This window comes from Thermotoga sp. Mc24 (assembly GCF_000784835.1).
In the GTDB taxonomy this organism is placed as follows: domain Bacteria; phylum Thermotogota; class Thermotogae; order Thermotogales; family Thermotogaceae; genus Thermotoga.
In genome coordinates this window covers 201003-222981 of record NZ_JSFH01000004.1, presented here as the reverse complement: position 1 = coordinate 222981, position 21979 = coordinate 201003, and the positions used below count along the sequence as shown (strand labels likewise).

21 protein-coding genes and 1 riboswitch are annotated in these 21979 nt (G+C 45.6%); of the genes, 4 read left to right on the top strand and 17 right to left on the bottom strand.

The window, feature by feature from the left end:
* The 3 genes from MC24_RS01845 to axeA form a co-directional block, all read left to right on the top strand.
* Positions 1–496, top strand: a 496-nt coding sequence (locus tag MC24_RS01845; protein WP_038052016.1) for an oligopeptide/dipeptide ABC transporter ATP-binding protein, incomplete at its 5' end; no start/stop codon positions are given.
* A gap of 37 nt (positions 497–533) precedes the next feature.
* Complete coding sequence (locus tag MC24_RS01840) at positions 534–2870, top strand: glycoside hydrolase family 3 N-terminal domain-containing protein (protein ID WP_038052014.1); 2337 nt, start codon at positions 534–536, stop codon at positions 2868–2870.
* A gap of 4 nt (positions 2871–2874) precedes the next feature.
* Positions 2875–3852 (top strand): cephalosporin-C deacetylase, encoded by a 978-nt coding sequence (gene axeA, locus MC24_RS01835; protein ID WP_004082599.1) that lies wholly within the window; start codon positions 2875–2877, stop codon positions 3850–3852.
* Here the strand turns inward: axeA and MC24_RS01830 are convergent.
* The 8 genes from MC24_RS01830 to flgM form a co-directional block, all read right to left on the bottom strand.
* A complete protein-coding gene (locus MC24_RS01830) occupies positions 3835–4605 on the bottom strand; it encodes an ABC transporter ATP-binding protein (protein WP_004082601.1) in 771 nt (256 codons plus the stop codon). The genes axeA and MC24_RS01830 overlap by 18 nt on opposite strands.
* A gap of 1 nt (position 4606) precedes the next feature.
* A complete protein-coding gene (locus tag MC24_RS01825; RefSeq protein ID WP_038052012.1) occupies positions 4607–5575 on the bottom strand; it encodes a FecCD family ABC transporter permease in 969 nt (322 codons plus the stop codon).
* On the bottom strand, positions 5572–6465 hold the full coding sequence (locus MC24_RS01820; protein ID WP_065212821.1) for a cobalamin-binding protein: 894 nt from the start codon (positions 6463–6465) through the stop codon (positions 5572–5574). The genes MC24_RS01825 and MC24_RS01820 overlap by 4 nt, the downstream gene beginning before the upstream one ends.
* Before the next feature lie 53 nt (positions 6466–6518).
* Positions 6519–6703: riboswitch (cobalamin riboswitch) on the bottom strand.
* Positions 6704–6713: 10 nt separating this feature from the next.
* Entirely contained in the window at positions 6714–7163 is a 450-nt protein-coding gene (fliW, locus tag MC24_RS01815) for a flagellar assembly protein FliW (RefSeq protein ID WP_011943429.1), read from the bottom strand.
* Between the two features lie 4 nt (positions 7164–7167).
* A complete protein-coding gene (gene flgL / locus MC24_RS01810) occupies positions 7168–8082 on the bottom strand; it encodes a flagellar hook-associated protein FlgL (RefSeq protein ID WP_038052007.1) in 915 nt (304 codons plus the stop codon).
* Between the two features lie 5 nt (positions 8083–8087).
* Positions 8088–10664 carry a flagellar hook-associated protein FlgK gene (gene flgK / locus MC24_RS01805; RefSeq protein WP_038052005.1) on the bottom strand — a complete coding sequence of 859 codons (2577 nt, stop codon included), beginning with the start codon at positions 10662–10664 and terminating at the stop codon, positions 8088–8090.
* Between the two features lie 3 nt (positions 10665–10667).
* Positions 10668–11114, bottom strand: a complete 447-nt coding sequence (gene flgN / locus MC24_RS01800; protein ID WP_012310783.1) for a flagellar export chaperone FlgN — start codon at positions 11112–11114, stop codon at positions 10668–10670.
* Entirely contained in the window at positions 11111–11389 is a 279-nt protein-coding gene (flgM, locus tag MC24_RS01795; RefSeq protein WP_011943425.1) for a flagellar biosynthesis anti-sigma factor FlgM, read from the bottom strand. Before flgM ends, flgN begins: the two co-directional genes overlap by 4 nt.
* Positions 11390–11456: 67 nt before the next feature.
* Between flgM and murJ the strand changes: the two genes are divergently transcribed.
* A complete protein-coding gene (murJ, locus tag MC24_RS01790; RefSeq protein WP_038052003.1) occupies positions 11457–12878 on the top strand; it encodes a murein biosynthesis integral membrane protein MurJ in 1422 nt (473 codons plus the stop codon).
* Here the strand turns inward: murJ and amrB are convergent.
* The 9 genes from amrB to MC24_RS01745 form a co-directional block, all read right to left on the bottom strand.
* Positions 12859–13692, bottom strand: a complete 834-nt coding sequence (gene amrB / locus MC24_RS01785; protein ID WP_011943423.1) for an AmmeMemoRadiSam system protein B — start codon at positions 13690–13692, stop codon at positions 12859–12861. The two genes, murJ and amrB, sit on opposite strands and share 20 nt — an antisense overlap.
* Positions 13689–17537, bottom strand: a complete 3849-nt coding sequence (locus MC24_RS01780; protein ID WP_038052001.1) for a type II secretion system protein GspD — start codon at positions 17535–17537, stop codon at positions 13689–13691. Before MC24_RS01780 ends, amrB begins: the two co-directional genes overlap by 4 nt.
* A 15-nt stretch (positions 17538–17552) precedes the next feature.
* Entirely contained in the window at positions 17553–17981 is a 429-nt protein-coding gene (locus tag MC24_RS01775) for a hypothetical protein (protein WP_235280275.1), read from the bottom strand.
* Positions 17982–18010: 29 nt separating this feature from the next.
* Positions 18011–18427 (bottom strand): hypothetical protein, encoded by a 417-nt coding sequence (locus MC24_RS01770; RefSeq protein ID WP_038051997.1) that lies wholly within the window; start codon positions 18425–18427, stop codon positions 18011–18013.
* Positions 18424–18843, bottom strand: coding sequence for a hypothetical protein (locus MC24_RS01765; protein WP_235280273.1), 420 nt, complete (start codon positions 18841–18843; stop codon positions 18424–18426). Before MC24_RS01765 ends, MC24_RS01770 begins: the two co-directional genes overlap by 4 nt.
* Before the next feature lie 100 nt (positions 18844–18943).
* A complete protein-coding gene (locus MC24_RS01760) occupies positions 18944–19924 on the bottom strand; it encodes a hypothetical protein (protein ID WP_038051993.1) in 981 nt (326 codons plus the stop codon).
* 1 nt (position 19925) lies between these two features.
* Positions 19926–20309 carry a hypothetical protein gene (locus MC24_RS01755; RefSeq protein ID WP_011943417.1) on the bottom strand — a complete coding sequence of 128 codons (384 nt, stop codon included), beginning with the start codon at positions 20307–20309 and terminating at the stop codon, positions 19926–19928.
* The gene (locus MC24_RS01750) at positions 20306–21505 is read right to left on the bottom strand and encodes a type II secretion system F family protein (RefSeq protein ID WP_038051991.1); all 1200 of its coding nucleotides are present in this window, start codon (positions 21503–21505) and stop codon (positions 20306–20308) included. Before MC24_RS01750 ends, MC24_RS01755 begins: the two co-directional genes overlap by 4 nt.
* A 1-nt stretch (position 21506) precedes the next feature.
* Positions 21507–21977, bottom strand: a complete 471-nt coding sequence (locus MC24_RS01745) for a ferritin-like domain-containing protein (protein ID WP_008194070.1) — start codon at positions 21975–21977, stop codon at positions 21507–21509.
* Between the last annotated feature and the right edge of the window lie 2 nt (positions 21978–21979).

Here is a 21979-nt window from a genome sequence, read left to right as displayed (position 1 = left end):
AGGAGGTCAGCTTCAAAGAATTTCCATCGCAAGGGCGCTTCTCACGAATCCTTCTCTTCTTGTCGCAGACGAACCCGTCTCGATGGTCGACGCTTCTTTGAGAATGTCGATCGTGAACCTCTTCAAGGATCTCAAAGAACAGTACGGTGTGAGCGTGCTCTACATCACCCACGATCTCACAACGGCTTACTACGTCTCTGACAGAATCGCCGTCATGTTCAGAGGAAATATAGTGGAACTGGGACCTGCAGAGAAAGTTCTCATGGAACCAAAGCATCCATATACCCAGCTTTTGAGGGAATCCGTCCCAGAGCCGGATCCGAAGAAAAAGTGGGACATCAGGATAAAACTGTCCGAGACAGAACAGGCAGAGTATCTGAGACAGGGCTGCAAGTTCGCAGGAAGATGTCCAAAGGCCATGGATATATGCAGAAAGGAGCCTCCTCCGTATTTTGAAGTTGATGGTGTGCAGGTGAAATGCTGGTTGTACAGATGATCTTTATGGTTTCAATAACAGATGAGGAGGGAAAAATATGGAACTGTACAGGGATCCTTCGCAACCCATTGAAGTGAGAGTGAGAGATCTTCTTTCCAGAATGACGCTGGAAGAGAAAGTGGCCCAGCTTGGGTCTGTCTGGGGTTACGAACTGATAGACGAGAGGGGAAAATTCAAAAAAGAAAAAGCAAAAGAACTCCTCAAAAATGGTATAGGCCAGATCACAAGGCCTGGTGGATCAACGAACCTTGAACCTCAAGAAGCCGCGGAACTTGTGAACGAAATACAGAGATTTCTTGTGGAAGAAACACGCCTTGGAATTCCTGCGATGATACACGAAGAATGTCTCACCGGTTACATGGGACTTGGAGGAACCAACTTCCCTCAGGCGATAGCAATGGCAAGTACATGGGATCCAGATCTCATAGAAAAAATGACCACCGCCGTCAGAGAGGATATGAGAAAGATAGGGGCACATCAGGGTCTCGCACCTGTTCTGGATGTCGCAAGAGACCCAAGGTGGGGGAGAACAGAAGAGACGTTCGGAGAATCTCCCTATCTGGTGGCGAGGATGGGAGTCTCTTACGTGAAAGGCCTCCAGGGGGAAGATATCAAAAAAGGTGTCGTTGCCACAGTGAAACACTTCGCCGGATACAGCGCTTCTGAAGGTGGAAAGAACTGGGCACCAACGAACATTCCGGAGAGGGAATTCAAAGAGGTCTTTCTCTTTCCGTTCGAAGCGGCCGTTAAAGAAGCGAATGTGCTTTCTGTGATGAACTCCTACAGCGAAATAGACGGTGTCCCATGTGCAGCGAACAGGAAACTCCTCACAGACATTCTCAGAAAAGACTGGGGATTCGAAGGAATCGTCGTTTCTGACTATTTTGCTGTGAAAGTTCTGGAAGATTATCACAGAATAGCAAGGGATAAGTCAGAAGCCGCAAGACTCGCACTTGAAGCGGGGATAGATGTTGAACTTCCGAAGACAGAATGTTATCAATATTTGAAAGACCTTGTTGAAAAAGGCATCATCTCCGAAGCTTTGATCGACGAGGCAGTCGCCAGGGTGTTGAAACTAAAGTTCATGCTCGGACTCTTCGAGAATCCCTACGTTGAGGTGGAAAAAGCAAAGATAGAAAGTCACAGAGACATCGCACTCGAGATAGCAAGGAAATCCATTATCCTTCTCAAGAATGATGGAATTCTGCCTCTTCAGAAAAACAAAAAAGTTGCCCTGATCGGACCGAACGCGGGTGAGGTGAGAAATCTCCTCGGAGATTACATGTACCTTGCACACATAAGGGCTCTCCTCGACAACATAGACGACGTCTTTGGAAATCCTCAGATCCCGAGAGAAAACTACGAAAGACTGAAGAAGAGCATAGAAGAACATATGAAGAGCATTCCGAGTGTTCTCGATGCCTTCAAAGAAGAAGGGATCGAATTCGAATATGCAAAAGGCTGTGAAGTGACAGGGGAAGACAGAAGCGGTTTCGAAGAGGCGATAGAAATTGCAAAGAAATCCGACGTTGCCATCGTTGTCGTAGGGGACAAATCTGGACTCACCCTTGACTGCACAACCGGTGAGTCCAGAGACATGGCAAACCTCAAGCTTCCAGGAGTCCAGGAAGAACTCGTCCTCGAAGTTGCAAAGACAGGAAAACCCGTCGTTCTTGTCCTCATCACGGGAAGACCCTATTCACTCAAAAACGTCGTCGACAAGGTGAACGCGATCCTTCAGGTGTGGCTTCCTGGAGAAGCGGGAGGAAGAGCGATCGTTGACATCATCTATGGAAAGGTGAATCCCTCTGGAAAACTCCCGATCAGCTTTCCAAGAAGCGCTGGTCAGATTCCTGTCTTCCACTACGTCAAACCATCCGGGGGAAGGTCTCACTGGCACGGAGACTACGTGGATGAGAGCACAAAGCCTCTCTTCCCGTTTGGGCACGGTTTGTCTTACACGAAGTTCGAGTACAGCAACCTCAGAATCGAACCGAAGGAAGTGCCACCGGCCGGCGAAGTGGTGATAAAGGTGGACGTGGAAAACATCGGAGACAGAGACGGAGACGAGGTGGTTCAACTTTACATCGGTCGTGAGTTTGCAAGCGTCACAAGGCCTGTGAAAGAGCTGAAGGGCTTCAAGAGGGTTTCTTTGAAGGCGAAAGAGAAGAAGACTGTTGTGTTCAGGCTTCACATGGACGTGCTCGCCTACTACAACAGAGACATGAAACTCGTGGTTGAACCCGGTGAGTTCAAAGTGATGGTGGGAAGCTCTTCTGAAGACATCAGACTCACAGGTTCTTTCTCCGTCGTCGGTGAAAAAAGAGAAGTGGTGGGAATGAGGAAATTCTTCACGGAAGCCTGCGAGGAGTGAAAAAATGGCCTTCTTCGATTTACCACTCGAAGAACTGAAGAAATATCGTCCAGAGCGGTACGAAGAGAAAGACTTCGATGAGTTCTGGGAAGAGACACTCGCAGAGAGCGAAAAGTTCCCCTTAGACCCCGTCTTCGAGAGGATGGAGTCTCACCTCAAAACAGTCGAAGCGTACGATGTCACCTTCTCCGGATACAGGGGACAGAGGATCAAAGGGTGGCTCCTTGTTCCAAAACTGGAAGAAGAAAAACTTCCCTGCGTTGTGCAGTACATAGGATACAACGGTGGAAGAGGATTCCCTCACGACTGGCTGTTCTGGCCTTCTATGGGTTACATATGTTTCGTCATGGATACTCGAGGTCAGGGAAGCGGCTGGCTGAAAGGAGACACACCGGATTACCCTGAGGGTCCCGTTGACCCTCAGTATCCAGGATTCATGACAAGAGGAATACTGGATCCCAGAACTTACTACTACAGACGAGTCTTCACGGACGCTGTCAGAGCCGTTGAAGCTGCTGCTTCTTTTCCTCAGGTAGATCAAGAAAGAATCGTGATAGCTGGAGGCAGTCAGGGTGGCGGAATAGCCCTTGCGGTGAGCGCTCTCTCAAAGAAAGCAAAGGCTCTTCTGTGCGATGTGCCGTTTCTGTGTCACTTCAGAAGAGCAGTACAGCTTGTGGATACGCATCCATACGCGGAGATCACGAACTTTCTAAAGACCCACAGAGACAAGGAAGAAATCGTGTTCAGGACTCTTTCCTATTTCGATGGAGTGAACTTCGCAGCCAGAGCGAAGATCCCTGCGCTGTTTTCTGTGGGTCTCATGGACAACATTTGTCCTCCTTCAACGGTTTTCGCTGCCTACAATTACTACGCTGGACCGAAGGAAATCAGAATCTATCCGTACAACAACCACGAGGGAGGAGGCTCTTTCCAAGCGGTTGAACAGGTGAAATTCTTGAAAAAACTATTTGAGAAAGGCTAACGGTCTTCCTGTGACAGGATGTTCAAGTACCACGAATTCCGTTTCGAATGTATTCCGGAGCACCTCTTCGGTCACCACCTCTGGGGGTGCTCCGGTTTTTATCATCTCACCGTTTTTCATAACGCCTATTCGATCACACAGAGCAGATGCCACGTTTATGTCGTGGAAAACGGAGATGATGGTTTTTCCCGATTCTTTCAACCTTTTCAAAACGTTTCCCACAAGACTCACGTTGTTGTAATCCAGATGGGCTGTGAGTTCATCGATGAGCAGGATTTCCGTGTCCTGCACAATCGCTTTCGATAGCACAACCTTCCTGCGCTCTCCAGAGCTCAATGTCCAGAAGTTTCTGTCGACAAATTTCAATGTTCCGGTTAGCTCTAGGCTTTTCAGGACTATCTCCTCATCCTTTCTGGATGTTCCACTCAGAAGACTCAAGTGTGGAAGCCGTCCCATCTCGACTATCTCTTTTACAGAAAAGTCGTAGGAAGGAAAGAAATCCTGAGAAACGAGGGTTACTATCTTCGCCATCTCTTTTCTCGAAGTCTCCCACGGTATCCTACCGAGGAGCTGAACCGTTCCTTTCTGAGGACGAAAAATCCCCACAAGGATCTTTAAAAGAGTAGTCTTTCCGGAACCGTTCGGTCCGATGATACCGAAGAACTCCCCTTTTTTCACAGAAAGATTTATGTTTTTCAGAGAGAATCCGCCTCTGTATTGGAAGAACAAATTTTCAATCCTCACAATCTCCACTTCACACACCTCTTTTCATGAGGAAAGCAAGGAAAGGTGCTCCGATCAACGCTGTTACAACGCCGACTGGAAGTTCTGTGGGAGAAAAGAAGGTTCTGGCTGCCGTGTCGCAGAGTGTGAGAAGAACTCCTCCCACGATCAAACTCGAAAGGACGGACTTCAGAAAATTCGGACCAACGAGGTAGCGAGAGATGTGAGGAACTATGAGACCGACGAAACCGATAACACCACTTCTGGAGACCAGAAATGCCGTGATGAGATTTCCAAAAAGAAAAGTGACAACCTTCAATCTCTCAACGCTGACTCCAAGGATGAACGCCTCTTCCTCTCCAAGTGCCATGGCGTTCAGATGTTTGGAGAAGATCAAAGAGTAAAGTAAAAACGGGATGACGACCATCAGATAGAAGAGAACATCCTCCCACGTACTCCCTGAAAAGCTTCCAAAGAGCCACATAGAGATGGTGGTTACATTCCTTTTCAAAAGAACGATCGTCATGTAAGTGAGAGAGCTGAACAACGTGCTTACCACCACTCCAGAAAGCACGATGGTTGTTACCGGAAAGCGGCCCTCTTTCCTTGCAATGAGAAGGGTCAAGAGTGACGCTATCATAGAGAAACCAAAGCTGAGAAGTGGAATTCTGTATATCCAGGAGATTCCGAAGATTTCAGCGAGGTAAAACGACACAACGGTACCGAAAGATGCACCCGAGGAGATTCCAAGGAGATACGGATCAACAAGAGGATTCTTCAAAAGATTCTGAAACGAATTTCCCACGATCGAAAGACCGGCTCCAACCAGAAAACTTGCCAGAACCCTTGGAATTCTGAGAGAAAGAATCCTTTCGACCCCGGGGTTTTCTTTCAAACCAAAGAGGACCCCCAGCACTTCAAGGGGGTCCAGAGGCACACTTCCAAAGAAGATTCCAAGAAGAAAACTGAGTATCAGTATCGGAAAAACGAGTTTTCTCACTCACCTTTTCCTCCGTAGAAAAATTCATAGAACAAATCGAGGAGTTCAAACACATCGGGAGAAGGTTGAGAGGCCACGTTTCCATCCACTGCAAAGACCCTTTTGTTCTTCACTGCGTTTATTTCTTTGAAAGGTTCAAAATTGAGTATTTTCTTTATCTCTTCGTTCTCCGTTCCAGAGATGTAAACTCCAACTATTATCACATCAGGATTTTGAGACACAACATACTCAAGAGAAAGCTGTGGCCAGCCGTTCGGCCCTGCGATTCCGGAAGCAATGTTCACCCCGCCCGCCAGAGAGATGATCTCGTTGAGATAGGATCCCATTCCACACGTCCAGATATCCTTCACATCAGGACCGGGAGATGAGATCAGGTAGAGTACCTTGGGACGCTTCGATGGAGGAACGTTGTAGGTCTTCTTTCCTATCTCAAGCATTTTCTCTCTCAGCTTTTCCGATTTCTCCAGGGCAAGGTCTCGACGATCAAAGATCGTTCCAAGAAGGACCACGTCTCTGATGATGTCGTTGAGAGAATTCGGATTCACAACAAGGACCTTTAAACCTGCTTCCTCAAGTTTTGGAACTTCGGGAAGCTGAAATCCGCCGAACATCAGAACGAGATCGGGATTCAGACTCACCACCTTTTCGATGTTCGCAGGAACCATCGCACCGACTCTTTCGGCTTCGTAGCTGTCGTAATCGGTGACTCCAACGATTTTGTCTTCCAGGCCGAGGAACACAAGAAACCTCGTTGCGGCGGGAGACAGACTGACCACCCTTTCGGGTGCGGATGTGATCTCCACCACTCTTCCAGAATCGTCCACAACCGTTACGGCGAGCGCAACAGCGGTGACAAAAAGAAGAATCAAAGAAACCAGTTTTCTGAACACTTCCATCCCTCCCTGAAAAAGAATATTCCCACCTTCCTGGTGCCGAGGAAGGTGGTTTCCCTTCACCGCGGGCGGGTTTCCCGGCTTCCGGATCATCCTACTCCCCGCACCTTCCCAGGGTGATCGCCCCAGTGGCGTTCTGCGGGTTTCGTCCCCGGTCACGGTGGCGGCCCCGCGCCGGATTTCCACCGGCTTCCCCTTTGAACCCCGAAGGGTACCGCACGGTGAGGGAGGCTTCTATTTGAAGATCATACCACAGTCTTTGAACGCTCCATCTCTTCGGAAAGAAGGTGTCTCAACTGGTAATCTTCGTTCTCCAGTATCGTTTGAATTCCCTTCTTTTTCTTTTGATTCAAAATTATCGGTGCCCTGAGATTTATCGTGGTCTTTTCCGGTTTCCCTGGGGGAATCGTTAACACACAGAAGAAAAGGAGCGCTTCCTGATTTTCGGCTTCGATCTCCTCGAGATCCTCACTTAGCACTACAGGGTCGTAATCGGCTCTCACGAGCTTTGGATCCACAACGGGAAGTCCCACTTCCGGATCCTCGAGTGAAAGCAGCCATCCTATGGGAAAGGTTTCCTGAGGAAAAACGAGCGCGAACTTTCGCAGATGTTCGAATCCGGGAATTCCTTTTTCGAACGTGAAGATACTTTCATCCGAAATTTCCATCTCTCCGAGTTTGGTTTTGTAAACCACGTTATCACCTCACGAAGTCTACCAGGGTCGCCTGAAGCACTCGACTGGCCGATTTCAAAGCAGCTTCAAGAACCGACTGCTGCATAGCAAGATCCGTCACGAGTTCTGTGATGTCTGCATCTCTCTCTTTTGAAAGGTACTCGGTGAAGAAGAAATCGAGATCCTGCACCCTCGAGTTCACCATATCGATGAACCTGCTCACACCACCGACCTCTCCTATTGTTCTGGTTATACGCTCTTCGAAGTAGGATAATTCCTTCAAGAAAACGTTCGACACACGCTCCGATATCTGAGTTTCGTTGAGATTGGAACGAAGAGTGGCAGAAACCTCCTCAAGCATCTGGAACACATTCTTTCCGCTGTCCAGTTCAAAAACCTCACTGGCTGTGACACCGTAATCAATGGAATGTCCCAGCACCAGAATAGAGCGACTCTTATCTGAGGCCGGAAGTGTCGAGATCTTCCAGGTGCCGTTTTCGTTTTCGACCGGCTGACTGAAAACATCGTATCCAGAAAAGATGTACTCGTTCTCTATTCTTGTGTTCGCCACTTCCACCAGATTCTCTTTGATTTTATCGATCTCCTCTGCTATAGCCTCTCTCTCTGCTTTCGAAAGAGTCCCATTCGCTGCTCTAACCAGCAGTTCTCTGAGTCTTTGAGTAATGGAGGAAACGGTTTGAAGGGCACTGTCGTACGCGTTCACGTAAGTTTGAACATGATCCACGCTTCTTTGAAACTGCTCGAGTTCCCTCTTTCTCGTCAGAATGTCACTGGCCCTCTTCGCAACGACGGCATCGTCACTCGGATACCTCACCTTGTATCCCGAAGAGAGTTGATCGTGGAGCTTCGCTATTCTTTTCAAACTCGTCTGTATGTTGAACAGCACCCTATCACTGATCATTTTGTTTGTAACCCTCATTCAGATCACCCCACCATGTTGATCACGGTCTGTATCATCTGATCGACAGCGGTGATGACTTTGGCAGCAGCGCTGAACGCGTGCTGATACTCTATCATGTTTGCCATCTCCTCGTCGAGAGAGACTCCCTTCACTTCTTCACGGGCATTGTCGATCTCCTGTCTGAGGATTTCCGTGTTGTTCTTGAGATTGCTGGCAGTCTCCGCCTCCACACCGAGCTCCGAGACCACACCGCCGAAGAACTCGTAGAAACTCTCCTTGCCGTTCGATAATATCTTTCTGGTGTAAAGATTCTGTATGGTTTCAAGAAGCTCTGGATTGGCTCCACCCGAAGGTTTGATACTCGTCGCGTTCCAGTCGGAATTTTCCAGAGCGTATCCCACATCGACCGCGAGGTTTGCCGGGTTCGCAGCGAGAGAAGAACTCACCTCGAACTGATTGACGATGTTCAAGGGTTCATCGTACGGTGCCCTGTCGAAAGTCAGAATGTCCGCAACCTTGAAACGTTCGCTCAACGTTGTGAAATCGTCAGATTTTGAAACCAGGGTGAAGGAAGAGCTCCAGTCAAAAGTATTGGGATCACCGTCTGGATCAACAAATCCGACGGCTTCGAAAAAACCCTGCGGACCTTTTATTTCCATCATTCTGAGATCGAAATCGTAGAGTGACGACGCCCTGAAGACGAGCGAATGATGGGGCGTCAAATCCGCGAGAACTCCCGTGTTCTTTTCGTTGATCTTTTCAACGAGTGTTTCCAGAGTGTCCACAGCTGGATCTATTTCTATATCCGTGGAGTTAATAGTGATCGTGAAAGGCCTTGTTGGGTCAAAACCGGTTTGACCGTAGAAAATGTTTTCCAGAGTGTCTTTGTATTTCAGCACCTCGTAATTTCTCACGAACGCGTTAGACTCCGTGAAGAAGTCATCGTCACTCAACACCTTGACAGCTGAAGGATCGAAATTGAGCTGCTCATCTGGAACGATCACAAGCATGTTTTCTCCAGTGGATGGATCCGCGTAAATCTGCGCCCTCAGATGCGAAGAAGAATTTATGGAAGCTTCTATATTCGAAAGGTTCACCCCGGAAGAAAGATCCACGCTGATTGTTTCTGTCTGCCTTGTGCCATCTTCAAGAGTGTACTCCACGTTTATGTTGTAAACACCGGAAGACAACCCGGAAAGGTCGGATTCTTTTATGGTTATATACCCTTTTGTCTCGGTGTCGAATCCCATCTGCGATAGAGAATCCCCCAGTGAGAGGAAAAGCTTGTTCCTCAAAGAACCGGTGCTGTCCTCCAGGTAAAGTCTGTATCCTCCCGCATGTGAACCCACCCTAAGAGAGGTACCGAGCAGGTTCCACGAACCAACGAGGTCACCAATGGTCGTTCCAGCCGAGACGTTCAAAACGTTCGATGAGCCACCACCGAAAGAGAGAACGATGTCATCAGAGTTGAAGCGTCTTCCTTCTATTTCAACTTGGCTGCTTGTAGAATGAAGACCAGTTACAGTGTGGTAAGGTCCCATCTCGAGCTTTCTACTTCCTTTGATTCTGAAGATGGAAGGATCATCGCTGAAGGCCTCAATTTTCTTGAAGAAGTTGAGGTTCGTTGTCACTCCGTTCGACTCAAAACCATCCCTGTGAACAAGATTCAATGAGTCCGTTATAAAAAGCACGAATTCATCGAGTTTTCTCATGTACTTCACTATGCTGGAATCCCTCAGATCCATCAACGCTTTCAGCTTCCCATCCGAGAGAATCAACTGAGAGTTTCCAACGAAGAGCTCATGGTATCCTTTTCCGTAAGGTCTCTCCAGTGCCCTGAGTTCTCTATAAGTAGAACCGTTCAAAACGATCTGATTTCCTATCCTCAGGGTAATCTGTCCGTCCTCCGCTTCGGTGTAGTTGATATTCGCAAGATTGGAGAGCTCGTCAAGGATCCTGTCTCTTTCATCGAGAAGGTCGTTCGGTGGAGAGTTGAGCATCATGCTGGTTCTGATCTTGTTGTTGAGATCTGCCAGTCTTTTTATCATCTGGTTTATCTCGGACACTCTCTGAACGATCTCATCGTCTATATCTTCTCTGAGCTGCTCCAGTCTTCCGTAGAGATCTTTTATCTGAGAAACCATCTGTTGTGCTCTGGAAACAACCTCCGCCTTCGAGGCTGTGCTACTGGGGTCGGACATGACTTCTTTGAAAGCGTTCCAGAAGTTGTCCACAAGGCTTCTTACACCATCTTCACCTGGCTCTGCCAGAAGCTGCTCTATGAAGTGAAGGTTAGAAAGGACAGTGTCCCAGTAGTTGTATCTGTTGTTCACCTGTCTGTACTGCACGTCGAGGAAGGCATCTCTCAACCTCACAATAGTTTTAACCCTTGCACCGGTTCCCATCTGCAAGGGAAAAGAAGGCTGTGTCAGGGTAGTGAGGGGAATGGGGGGATTCGCCTCTATGACTGGTCTCTGTCTCGAGTAACCGGGTGTGCTGGCATTCGCGATGTTGTGCCCCACAACGTTCATCGCCAGCTTGTGCGCGTGTATTCCTGTGAGCGCCGTGTTGAGTATTCCAAACATGGACATATCGGGCATTTTTCAGGACCTCCCGTTGAACATCGAAGGACCATCTCTATCGAAGGATCCATTTCGATTGTAGGTGAGTTCATTCCTTTGAAGATTGAACACAAAATCTATGTAATTCAAATGAAAACCTATTGCCTGTTTTAACTTTTCTATCTCGAAGACCAACTTGTTCAGCGTTTCAAAGAAACTCCTTAGCTCTGAAAGCATTTCTTCATCGTCCTTGTAGATTTCCAGAAGATCGATGAGCTTTGTGCCATTTCCGTGTGATTCCAGTGAAGATTTCAATATTTCGTTGCAGGTTTCCATCGAAACGGAAAGCTCCTCAATGTGCGGCAGGATGCTTTCAAGACGTTCGAAGTCCTTATTTACAATCGCTTCCAGTTCTTCTTCCAGAAGATTTCTCATATTCTCCATGAGTCTTATCTTCTCTGTGAGAACCCTCTTCAATTCCTCTCTCATTCGGACAGCTCCTCCAGAATTTTTCGGGCAAGCCTTTCAGTATCGACGAAGTAATTTCCACTCTCTATGGCCTTTTTCAGCTCTTCTACCAGCTGCTCGCGGACAGTTGATATGTTTTTCGCCTCTTCAGCGAATTTTCTGACATCTTCGACGTGCCGAAGCTCAACATTATCGGTGCTTTCCTTTTTCCTCTTCTCCTTTGATTTTTCTACAGAAGGCTTCTTTATTCCTTCGATAGGATTTATATCTCCCGGTCCGTTTATTCTGTCTATCATTCCCTCACCTCCTTCCGTATAATATTATCGGGTGCTTTTCCGCAAACTTAAATCAGGAGGAAGAAGAGTGTCCAGCATAAAGAAAACGCTCGCTTTCTCTCTGGGAACGCTTTTCTCGCGTATCACGGGCCTCGTTCGTGATGTGATTCTCGCAAAAACTTTTGGTGCTTCCTCTACTCTCGATGCTTACTATGTTTCTATAGTCTTTCCGTTCTTCCTCAGAAGGACCTTCGCCGAGGGTGCAATGAGCTCAGCTTTTCTGGCAATCTACAAAAAGTTGGAGAACGAGGAAGAGAAAACACAATTCACTTCGGCCGTACTCACCTCTCTCGGACTCGTCACTCTCGTTATTGTTTTTATTTCCGAAGTTTTTCCTTATTTCATGGCATCTATCTTCGCCACAGGTGCCGATGAAAAAGTGAAATCGCTGGCAGCCAATCTTATACGCCTGACAGCTCCGTTCATAACCATCGTTTTTGTGTGGGCAGTTTTTTATTCGGTACACAACGCCTCACACAGATATTTCCTTCCCGCATTGACTCCGATGTTTTCGAACGTAGGTGTGATGGTGGGATGTCTGTTTGGTGACATAAAATGGGCAGCCGCCGGATTCACGATTGGAGGCCTGGCTGCACTACTGGTTTTACTTCCCTTCGGAAAATTTCGATACAGACCAACATTCAAAGGCCTTGGAGAATTCTACAGACTCTTCTTTGGAACGTTCATGACAATGGCAGTCTCCCAGATAACCACACTGATCGACGTGAACGTTGCATCCTTTTTAGACCCGGGTTCTCTCTCTTTGATCCAACTTTCCAGCCGGCTCTACCAACTTCCACTCGGTATCTTTGGTGTCGCGGTATCCACTGTTGCACTGTCCACCCTCAGCGAAAGTGAAGGGGATTTCCACGAGAATCTGAAAGACTTCATAAGCAAAAGCCTTTTTCTGACACTTCCTTCCTCGATTGGATTGATGGTTCTTTCCGAAAGAATCATTTCCCTACTCTTCGGATATGGAGCGTTCACCTATGAAGACGTGAAAAAATCGGCTCAGATACTCTTCATGTACGCAATTGGATTGTGTTTTGTGTCTCTGTTTAACCTTTTATCCCGCGCCTACCACGCTTCGAAAGAAGTGAAAACCCCCTTCTTTGCCACTCTGCTCGTCTCTGCTGTGAACATAGCACTCGATATGATACTCGGTTTTACCATGGGAGCTTCGGGCATTGCACTTGCGACGAGTGTTTCATACATCACCGGATTCGCTTTTCTCGTTTTAAGGATGAAACCTTCCTTCGATAAAAAGATTTTCAAAATCGGCTTGTCCTCTGCTGTTATGGGAACGATGATCTTTCTACTGAACGATTCGTTCAAAGGAAATCTCGGAACGATCTTTCTGATACTGATCGGTGTGTTCGTTTATGTGTTGCTTTCGAAACTTCTGAAAATAGAAGAACTCGAAGAGATTCTCAGAAGAGGATCGCACTGAGATATCCAACGACTTCCAGTTTATCACCGGATACATCTCCGCTGGTCGCGTGTTTCAAAATCCTGGCGTTTTTGAAATTCATGTTCAAAAGGGTGGCCACTCCACCGTATCCACACATACTTATATCTTCCTTCACAAGATACTCATATAGAAGACGAGGATCTTTATTTCTTATTGCTTCCATGATATAGGAATCTTTCCTCAGGGTTGTTCTTTGATCCTCGTAGTGGTTCAGATCTGTTGAAGCTATTATCAGAACACTTGGGAACTCGGCTACGAGTTTTGTCAAAGCGTTCGCGAGATCTTCAGCAACCGCAGGGCTTTGATCCATCAGACATATGGGGACTATGGAAACGTCCCCAAACACGAACTGAAGAAACGGAATTTGAACCTCAATAGAATGCTCTCTGATATGAGACATGAAGTCTTCCTCAGCGTATCTGGAGCTGTTCAAGATGATCTCTGCTGCACGCTGATTCACCGGAACGGTTCCAAGTGGAGTTTCCCATTCACCCTCTGGCCACACACCCACAGGCCTTCCCAGGCCTGTGTGATTTGGTCCGATAATAACCACGACAGAAGGTTCGCCGAACTTAGCCACCTCGAGGAACCCCCACGCGGCAACAGGCCCACTGTAGATGTAACCAGCATGGGGAGAAACGAAGCCAATGGGACTTTGAAGCTTTGTTTCGGAAGGATCCGGCAACTCACCCGGTCCAATTCTTTTGTCGAGAAAGCAAATTCTGATTTGTTCAACGAGTTCATCTCTCCTAGAGGGATAAAAAAGGCCGGCCACGGCCGGTTTTCTTTTCATGGTTCCACCACCCTTACGGTGAGGAATATGATGAGATCTCGTTTTTCCTTATTTTCGGACTTTGTTCTGAAGAACTGTCCTATCACCGGTAAATCTCCGAGGAAAGGTAGTTTGCTCTCTGTTACATTCGTTACTTCCCTGATCAGACCTCCTATCGTTATGGTACTTCCGTTCTTCACGATGAGGTGTGTCTGAGTCTCTCGTGTTCTCTCTCCAGGCACTTCATTTATGTAGTTTCCAGGTTCGCTAGCCTTCACAAAGAGATCGAGCTCTATAGTGTCGTCACTTCGTACAAACGGTGTGATGTTGAGTTCTATACCGGTCTCGAGGAATTGCACTTCCGGAGTCCCGTCTCCATTGGTGTCCGTAACGTACGGTATTCTGTCACCTATCAGTATTCTCGCCTCTTTTCCACTGGTGGTGACGATTCTGGGACTCGCAAGAATGTCATCGAGGGTGTTTGTCTTTTGATCTGAGAACTGGAGAGAAAGATTGCTGTTCAAAATTCCTCCAAAGATCTTTTCGAAATCAAGGTAGTCGGTCACAGAGAAAGATATCCCTGCACCAGAGGGCCCCACATTCACATTCCCTCCCGTCAATTCGAGACCGGCTTCTTTGCTTAGTCTGTCAATCAAAGATCTATCCACTATCTTCGCGGATATCTCTATCTGTTTCGTCGGCTTTTTCAATTTTTCTATGATATTGTCCAGTTCTTTCTTTATCGTCTCAGAAATTCCCGTTACCACCATGAAGTTGTTCAGAGAATCCACATAAACCGTTCCTCCGTAGAATTCGATCAAAGCCTTTATTTGATCGAAATTGTGCGGTACGTCGTAAATGTAACGCCTTGCAAGATCCTGTTTGGGTTTTGAGAGAACGTAAACACCGCTTTTGTTGTCAAACAAATAACCATAGTTCTGAGAGATCAGATCCACGAACTTTTCCCAAGTGATATCATCTGCCTTCATCGTGATCTTTTCCGAAGGAATGGAAACAAACATCACCGAAATTCCAAGTTCACTGGCGATTTCTGCGAGAAGATCGTAAAGCGAAACATCCTCTGCGTTTATAGCCAGCCTACCATTCGAAACCTTCACGTAATCTTTCCTTTCCCTCGAAACGATCTTTTCTTTTTCCGCTTCTACGAGTTCTACAGCTTTTTCCACCTCGTTTTCTGGTCCCTCTACGATCATCTGGCCCATGTTCGGAAAGACTGTGATCTCGACATTTCTGAGGAGTTTCTTCAAGTAAAAGGAAAGTTCATCGGGATTCACACCGGAAGGTATGGTGACGCTTTTCACCGCTTTCTTTTCCGATACAGCTTCTTCTTTTTTCAAGAACGTATCGAGTAGACTACTCACTCTTTCCGATTGTGAAACAGGAACTTCCACCAAGAGCAAGTTCAATTTGTCAAGATAGACAACCTGTTTGACTTCTGGAACGAGAACTTCCAGGAAGGTCTTGAATTCCTCGAAGGAAAAACCGCTCGGAACCTCTAGCATGAGTCGATCGAACACGTTTTCTTTCACTATCTTTTGGTATCTCTCGAAGAAAGAACGATACATGTTCGAAAGATCTTCGACCGCTTCTGAAGATCCCTTGAGAACCAGAAGACCCAATTGATCGAGACTGAAACAGGTAGCATCCGGATACAACTTGCTGGAGAGGTTCATAAATTCGTCAACAGGGAAGGAAGAATCCACTTCGAGGAATTCCACTTTCTCTTCTTTGCGTACTTCTCCGAGTTTTTCCACTATGTCTGAGAAGAGTTCCTTTGCCTTCTCAACGTTTTCCTTTGTCCCTTCAAAATAAACTACTCCATCCAGTACTTCGTAAGTAATTCCAGCGCTGTTTTTCACAACTTCGAGGAGTTTCTCTGGTTCATCGATCCAACCAGGTAGCTTCACAAAGTCACGCGAGATCTCTACTTCGGAAGAGAAAATTTTCTGAAGAAGATCAGCAGCTTTTTCGACTTCTTCTCTTTCACCGATGACGACAAGCTCATTCCCTAACTCTTCTATGGATACACTGTAGAGTTGTGAAACAACGCTTTTCGCTTTATCGATCGGTACATTCTCGGATTTTTTCACAAACCTTATGATCCTTTCCTCCGAAGAAATTAACTGCAATTCTTCAGCAGCTTTCTGAACGCTTTCTTCTTCCTTTCCACTCAGCATTGCCACTTTCAGAGAAGAAAAGTACTCGAATTCAACACCGTACTTTTCCTTCATGAATCTCTTCAAATCTTCCACATTTTCAGCTTTTAAGGTAATTTTCAGAAATTGTGTGTGTTCACTCTGGAGTTTCTCCAGTTGTTCTTCAGCGTTTTCAACGGAACCATTGGCTCCCTCTATGAAGAGGAAGTTTCCTATTTTTTCTATAGAAACCCCGTACATTCTCGTTATCGCGTCTATCATTTCCTGCTGAATCTCCTTTTTCAATTCCACACTTTTCACGATGAAATTCTTTCTCCTGAGTGACAACATTTTTTTCAGAATGGGAGATATTTTCTCATAGACCGCTTTTGGAACTGAGATACCGACTTTTACATTCTCACCGTCGATGTTGAGAAACCTCAACCTCGAATCTGGTACTCCAAGAAACTGTATCGTTTCTTTGAGAAAATCCTCTTCACCTTTTTTGATATCCAGATAGAACATCTCACTGAGCTCCAGGTTGTTTTCCGCGATGAAATCAACCAATTCCTGCTCTCTGTCTATCGGCACCTGACATACCACCAGATTCATGTCCTTGAAAGACTGAGCATCTATTCCGAGGAGTAAAGTGATAAGCGAAGCAGCGGATTCTGGATCGTAAGCATAAAAGACGAATTTTTTAGCTGGAATCTGGACCTGTTCTTCTACAGACACCTGCTCGCGAGTTTCCAAAATCTTGATATATCTTTCCACTTTCGAAATCGTCTCAGAATCTCCCACAAGAATCACCCTGGATACCGGCTTTAAGAGGTGATACTCGAACTGATACACGTTTTTGAGGGCGGTCAAAAGTTCCTCCACTCTCATCGAATCTACCGAGAAAGAAACTTCCTTTTGCTGAAGGGGGGGAGAAACAGAAAGAAGGCTCGCCACGAGATCATGTTCTTCCGAGGTTCCATAAACGAAGAGAACGGATTTCGATGGAAGGTAGTCTATCATGGCTTCCTGAGAGATGAGGCTCTTTATCCTGTCCGCGACGGTCTGGTTCTCTACTTTGTATATACCCCAGAATCTCTGGAACCTTCCGGATACTTCTTCGTATTTCCCTATGAACATAGTCCCATCCGGGAAATAAGCGTAGGCAACTTCTCCGAATGTAACAAGAAGATCCCTTAGAGCGTCTTCAGGTGTGACATCGTTCAGTTTCAAACTTGTTGTCGCGCTTTTGATGCTATCAGAAACGATCACGTTGAGATTCAACCTTTCAGCGAGATACTTCACCATATCTTCGAAAGGCATGTTTTCAAAGGACACATCGATTCTTTCCTTACTTCTTGGAAATTCCATTACTATCGTTTCGTCTTCCACGCGGTAGCTCCCTGGGAATGGAACCAGTAGACTCGCGGACACCATAACTCCATTGCCTACGTTTACCACCCTTATACCTTCAACAGGCCCAACACCAACGGGAACCATGAACCTGCTGATCTTCATTTGAACCCCTTTCATAAAGATGGAGAACACAGTCTTTGAAGAATTCATTTCTGCCGAAACATCTTCAACCGGTGAAGAAACCTGAATCTCTATGGTCACTCGATCATTTTCTATCTTAGGAAGTACCCCTACGAGTTCTGCAGAGAACAACACACCGAACATCAACATGACAAGAATCAGAAGTATTCTTCTCACAGCTATCACCCCTCCTCATCTTATTGAAAAGAATCTCCCATTTTCCACGTCGAGAACCAGAACACCGAGGCTCGAAACATATGTGATCACATAATTTCCAAAAGATGGGCTCTCGCCCGACACCTCAAAGAGTTTTTCCCCATCGGAGAGGAATATTTTTAACCCGTCAACCGTTCTTATGAAACCCAGGAATCGATATTTCAGAGAAGGAAGCGTCACAATCAGAGTGTCAGCTGCCTCTTTCGCAAAACCGAGCGTCACGGGATTGAAAACTTTGTACGAGAATTCTGGAGGATTTTCCTGAACCGTTTTCTTGAGCAAGGGGTTGATCTGTATTTTGTTCACCAGCGCTGTAAAATCCGTTGTTCTTTCCACCTGAGAAGTTCCGGATTCTCCGTTGCCAGCGAATAAATAGAAAAGAACGAATGACCACACAACCCCCATAATCACGAGAAGGACTACGGTTCTTCGGTTCATTGTTTCACCCTTTCTAATTCAAGGGAGATCTTCACACTGGGTTGAGATATTGAGGTACCGAAGAAGTTGATCGGTATAACTCTTTTCGCATCAATGGTCAAGGTCTTCACTGTCACCCTTCGTGTCTCAGCGAGTTCTTTTAAGAGAACTTCAACTTCTTCAACACTGATTTCTTTTTCGGTGAAATTGTATTGAAACTCAGGTGTACTCATGATCGTCTTTATTATTTCCTCGTATTCCCTTTGCTTCAAGGTGAAAACCTTGAAAGCAGGTGCCAGGTTTTGAAGTCTCCGTTCCAGTTCTTTTGTGTTGGCCATGAAGATCACAAAATCTGGCACCACAAGTCCAAAGACCAGCACGAGGAGAGTCAAAACAGCGAACCAGATAGCGAACTTTCTGTTTATTCCCCTCACTTTCCCACCGCCTTGTACTCAAGCCTGTACTTTCTCAGATAAAAACCTTCCGGTAGTTTTTCTTCAAACAGGAGACTTGTACTCACATTCGAGTTTTGAAAAGTACTACTTACAACGTTTTTGGAAACTTCGTAAAACTCAACAATGGCTTTTTCTTGAGAGAAATCAAGATAGCACAGAGTTCGATTTTGATCTTCAAAAATGTTCAGCAAAACCTTCAAAAAATCTTCCCATTTCTTCCTTTTGTCAAGGAAAGCATTCAGTTGATTGACTCTCACTTCCAATGATTTTATTTGGTTCATAAAAACGCTTTCCACACGGGAGATTTCCTCCAGATTTTTGGAAGAATCTTTCGAAAGCTTCACAGAATACGCTCTCAAAACCTCGGAGTAATCACTTTGCAGTCTTTCTATCATTTGCTCTTTCGCATAACTAAAGTAGATATTAAAGGAAACAGGAGGAAGCAACATGACGACCAACAGTACCAGAAAAGTAGATAACTTTACCTTTCGTTTCTTAAACGGATAGATGTTTAACCTTTCCAATTTCCCTACCTCCCCTTATCATCAAACCAAGGGTTCCTAAGGATACACCAGGTTTAAAAGAAGGAACGATTCCTTGCTTCAATGCTACTCCTTCGAACTTTTCCAGCGTCTGAGAAAGAACTGGTGAAAGGATTGGGGGATCAACGATGTAGAAGAACTGATCGACCCTGCTCAGATTAACTTCATCCAAAGACACTTTGACTTCTCTGTCGAGTTCAATCAGGAAATCACCAAAATATGGTTGTAAAAAGTCAAGATCTACATTCACTGTTCCTTCCATCAATTCCTTGGGCTGAACTCCCGTGTTCTCCACCACAATGTCCATATAGTCCCAGAACATCGAAAAAAGCAACCTGAGAGAACGATAGTGGTTGTTCTCGAGAACAACTATGGAATAATAGTCACTCAAGAAAGAAATCACCGTAAGAACACTGGTTCCTTTCAAACGCTTCCCAAAATAGAATTCGAACACTTCAAGATATTTAACGATATCGGGAATAACCACATCCGTTTCCGGAAATTCTTTTTTCATGAGATCCTCCACAAAACTTTTCACCTGATCAACCTTTGAAACAAAAAACAATCCCTCACCACCGTGAATATCCAGAGGAGCAACAACAAGCTGTTCAGGGAGTATACCAAGATTTCTTGATATTTCCATCGTGGCATACTCTACAGCATTTTGCCTGTTCAACGTAGGAGGAACTTTTATATTCATCACCAGCACGTTCTCCATGGACACGTTCGCAACGACTATATCTTCAAGATCTTTTTTCACGTTTCTTGAAAGATTCAGTATAATTTCATCTGATTTCTCCTCATCTGTTATTTCCAGAAGAGATAATTTGTGATCTAACAGCTTCAATTTGGACCCTCTCATTCTCGCACGGGATATCTCCACACAATGTGAACACCAATTCAGGGAAAGGATATCATTGTAGAAAAGCTGCAAGCTATCTCCCCCCGTACAATCTCATTCTGCCAGTGACTGGTTCCACGGTGATCCACCACCCATCTCCATAGACAGTACCTGCTGTGGAGACAAACCCATTTTTGAAAGTGATGTCTTCTCCATCTACAGCCGTTTTGGAGAGAAAAGTGAATGGAAATTCATAGATTTTCTTTTCATTCTTATGAGGATCGTAAGTTACTATTTTCCCATTATCTTCTATTATCAAAAGTCCGTTTCTGGATGTTCTTTCAATCATTCTAATCGCCATGATCTTAAAAGCAACAGCCTGATGATCTTTTCCCAGCTTGAACATCAGAGTCGGTATGAAAAATCCCATTATCATCAATGAAATAGCGATGACTATGAGAACTTCGATAATGTTCATCCACCTATACTCCTCTGAAGCTGAAATACCGTGGTGTATATCGAATACGCGAGGAAAGCCACAAATCCACCAACACCTGCTATCAATAGAGGCTCTACCAGAGAAACAAGCTGCTTCACACTGTTTTTCACTATGTCCTCGTAGAAGTCGGCCACTCTTTCCATCACTTCGTCGACTTTTCCAGTCTCTTCTCCTGTTCCGATCATCTCATAAATCAACTGTGGAAAAACTCCACTTTCTGCAAAAGTATCTCGAAGGGTTTTCCCTTCGGATATCTTCCGAACCATTTCTTCGGTTTTTCTGATAATGGAAGGTGAACTGGAAGCCTGAGCGGCCATCTTTATGGCATCGGTTATTCTGACACCGCTTCCCACAAGAATTCCCAGTGTTCTGGCGAATCGTTCGAGCCCCATGTTCTGTCTGAGCTTCCTGACAGGTGGAAAAATAAAGGATAGATATTCCTTTATGTAAACACCGTATCTTGATTTCATCAAAACGAAAATACCGGCTATGATACCCACCACAAGCACCGAGAACCACGGCCAGTTTTCACTCAAAAATTCGTTGGCTTTTAGAAGAGATTGAATCGTGGGTGAGAGTGGAATAGAAGTTCCAAAAGCCCTGACGAGGTTGGGGAGTATGTAAAAACTGATCACAAGTACGATTACCACTGCAAAGAAGAGAACAAAGAGAGGATAAGCCATGGCGGATTTTACCTCATCCTGAAGCCTTTTCATACTTTCGTAAAAGTCCGCAGCCCTCTTCAGGGTTCTGTCAAGGACTCCACCTTCTTCTCCCGCTTCTAACATACTGATCAAAACGTTGTCGAAAACACCTGTTTTTCTGAAAGCTTCTGCTAAAGAGTCCCCCGTTTCAACGTTGAGAGCGATTTCCAGTATAACTTTTCTGAAACGTCTTGAAAAAACCGTTTGACGTGCCAGAATGTTCAACGCTTCTTTTATCCTTATACCGGCTGAAATCATTATGGAAAGCTGTCGGCAGAACGTAGCTATTTCGCTGATTGAGATTTGGAAAAACGTTGAACTTCTCTGCGCTTTTTTTCTCTCCTCCACACGAACAACCATCAATCCTCTCTCAGAAAGGATCGATATCGCTTTCAATTTGTTCTCTGCCTCTATGACCCCCGTTATTTTCTTGCCATTCCCCTCCACGGCCACGTATTTGTAGAAAGGCATATCAGGTGATCATCCCCTTTATCCTGAGGAGTTTTACCACGTGCTGTTTTTCCTGCTCTATAATACCTTTAACAAGAGATCTTGCTTTCTCATTCTTCAAGAGCTCTAAAATTTCGTAATAAAAGATGATGGTTTCCTTTTCAACCGATATAGAAAAATCTATTGCTTCCTCGACAGACTTTTCTTTCAGATATCTTTCCATAACTTCAGGAGATGGAAAGAATTTCCCCTCCACAAAGCTTTTGAGATATTCTTCGGTGTCTTCCATATCGAGGTAAGTCTCCTCTTCGGCTCCCACCTCTTCTCCGATCTTTTCAAAGGTTCTGGCATGTTCGGCTTCCTGTCTGGACATGTAAGAGAAAAATTCCTTTATGTCCGGCTGAGTGAAACGTTCGGCAATTTTTCTGTAAAACTCTTCTCCCTCTTTCTCTACTCTGACCGCTATGTTCAGCAATTCCTTTGCAGAAAACATGC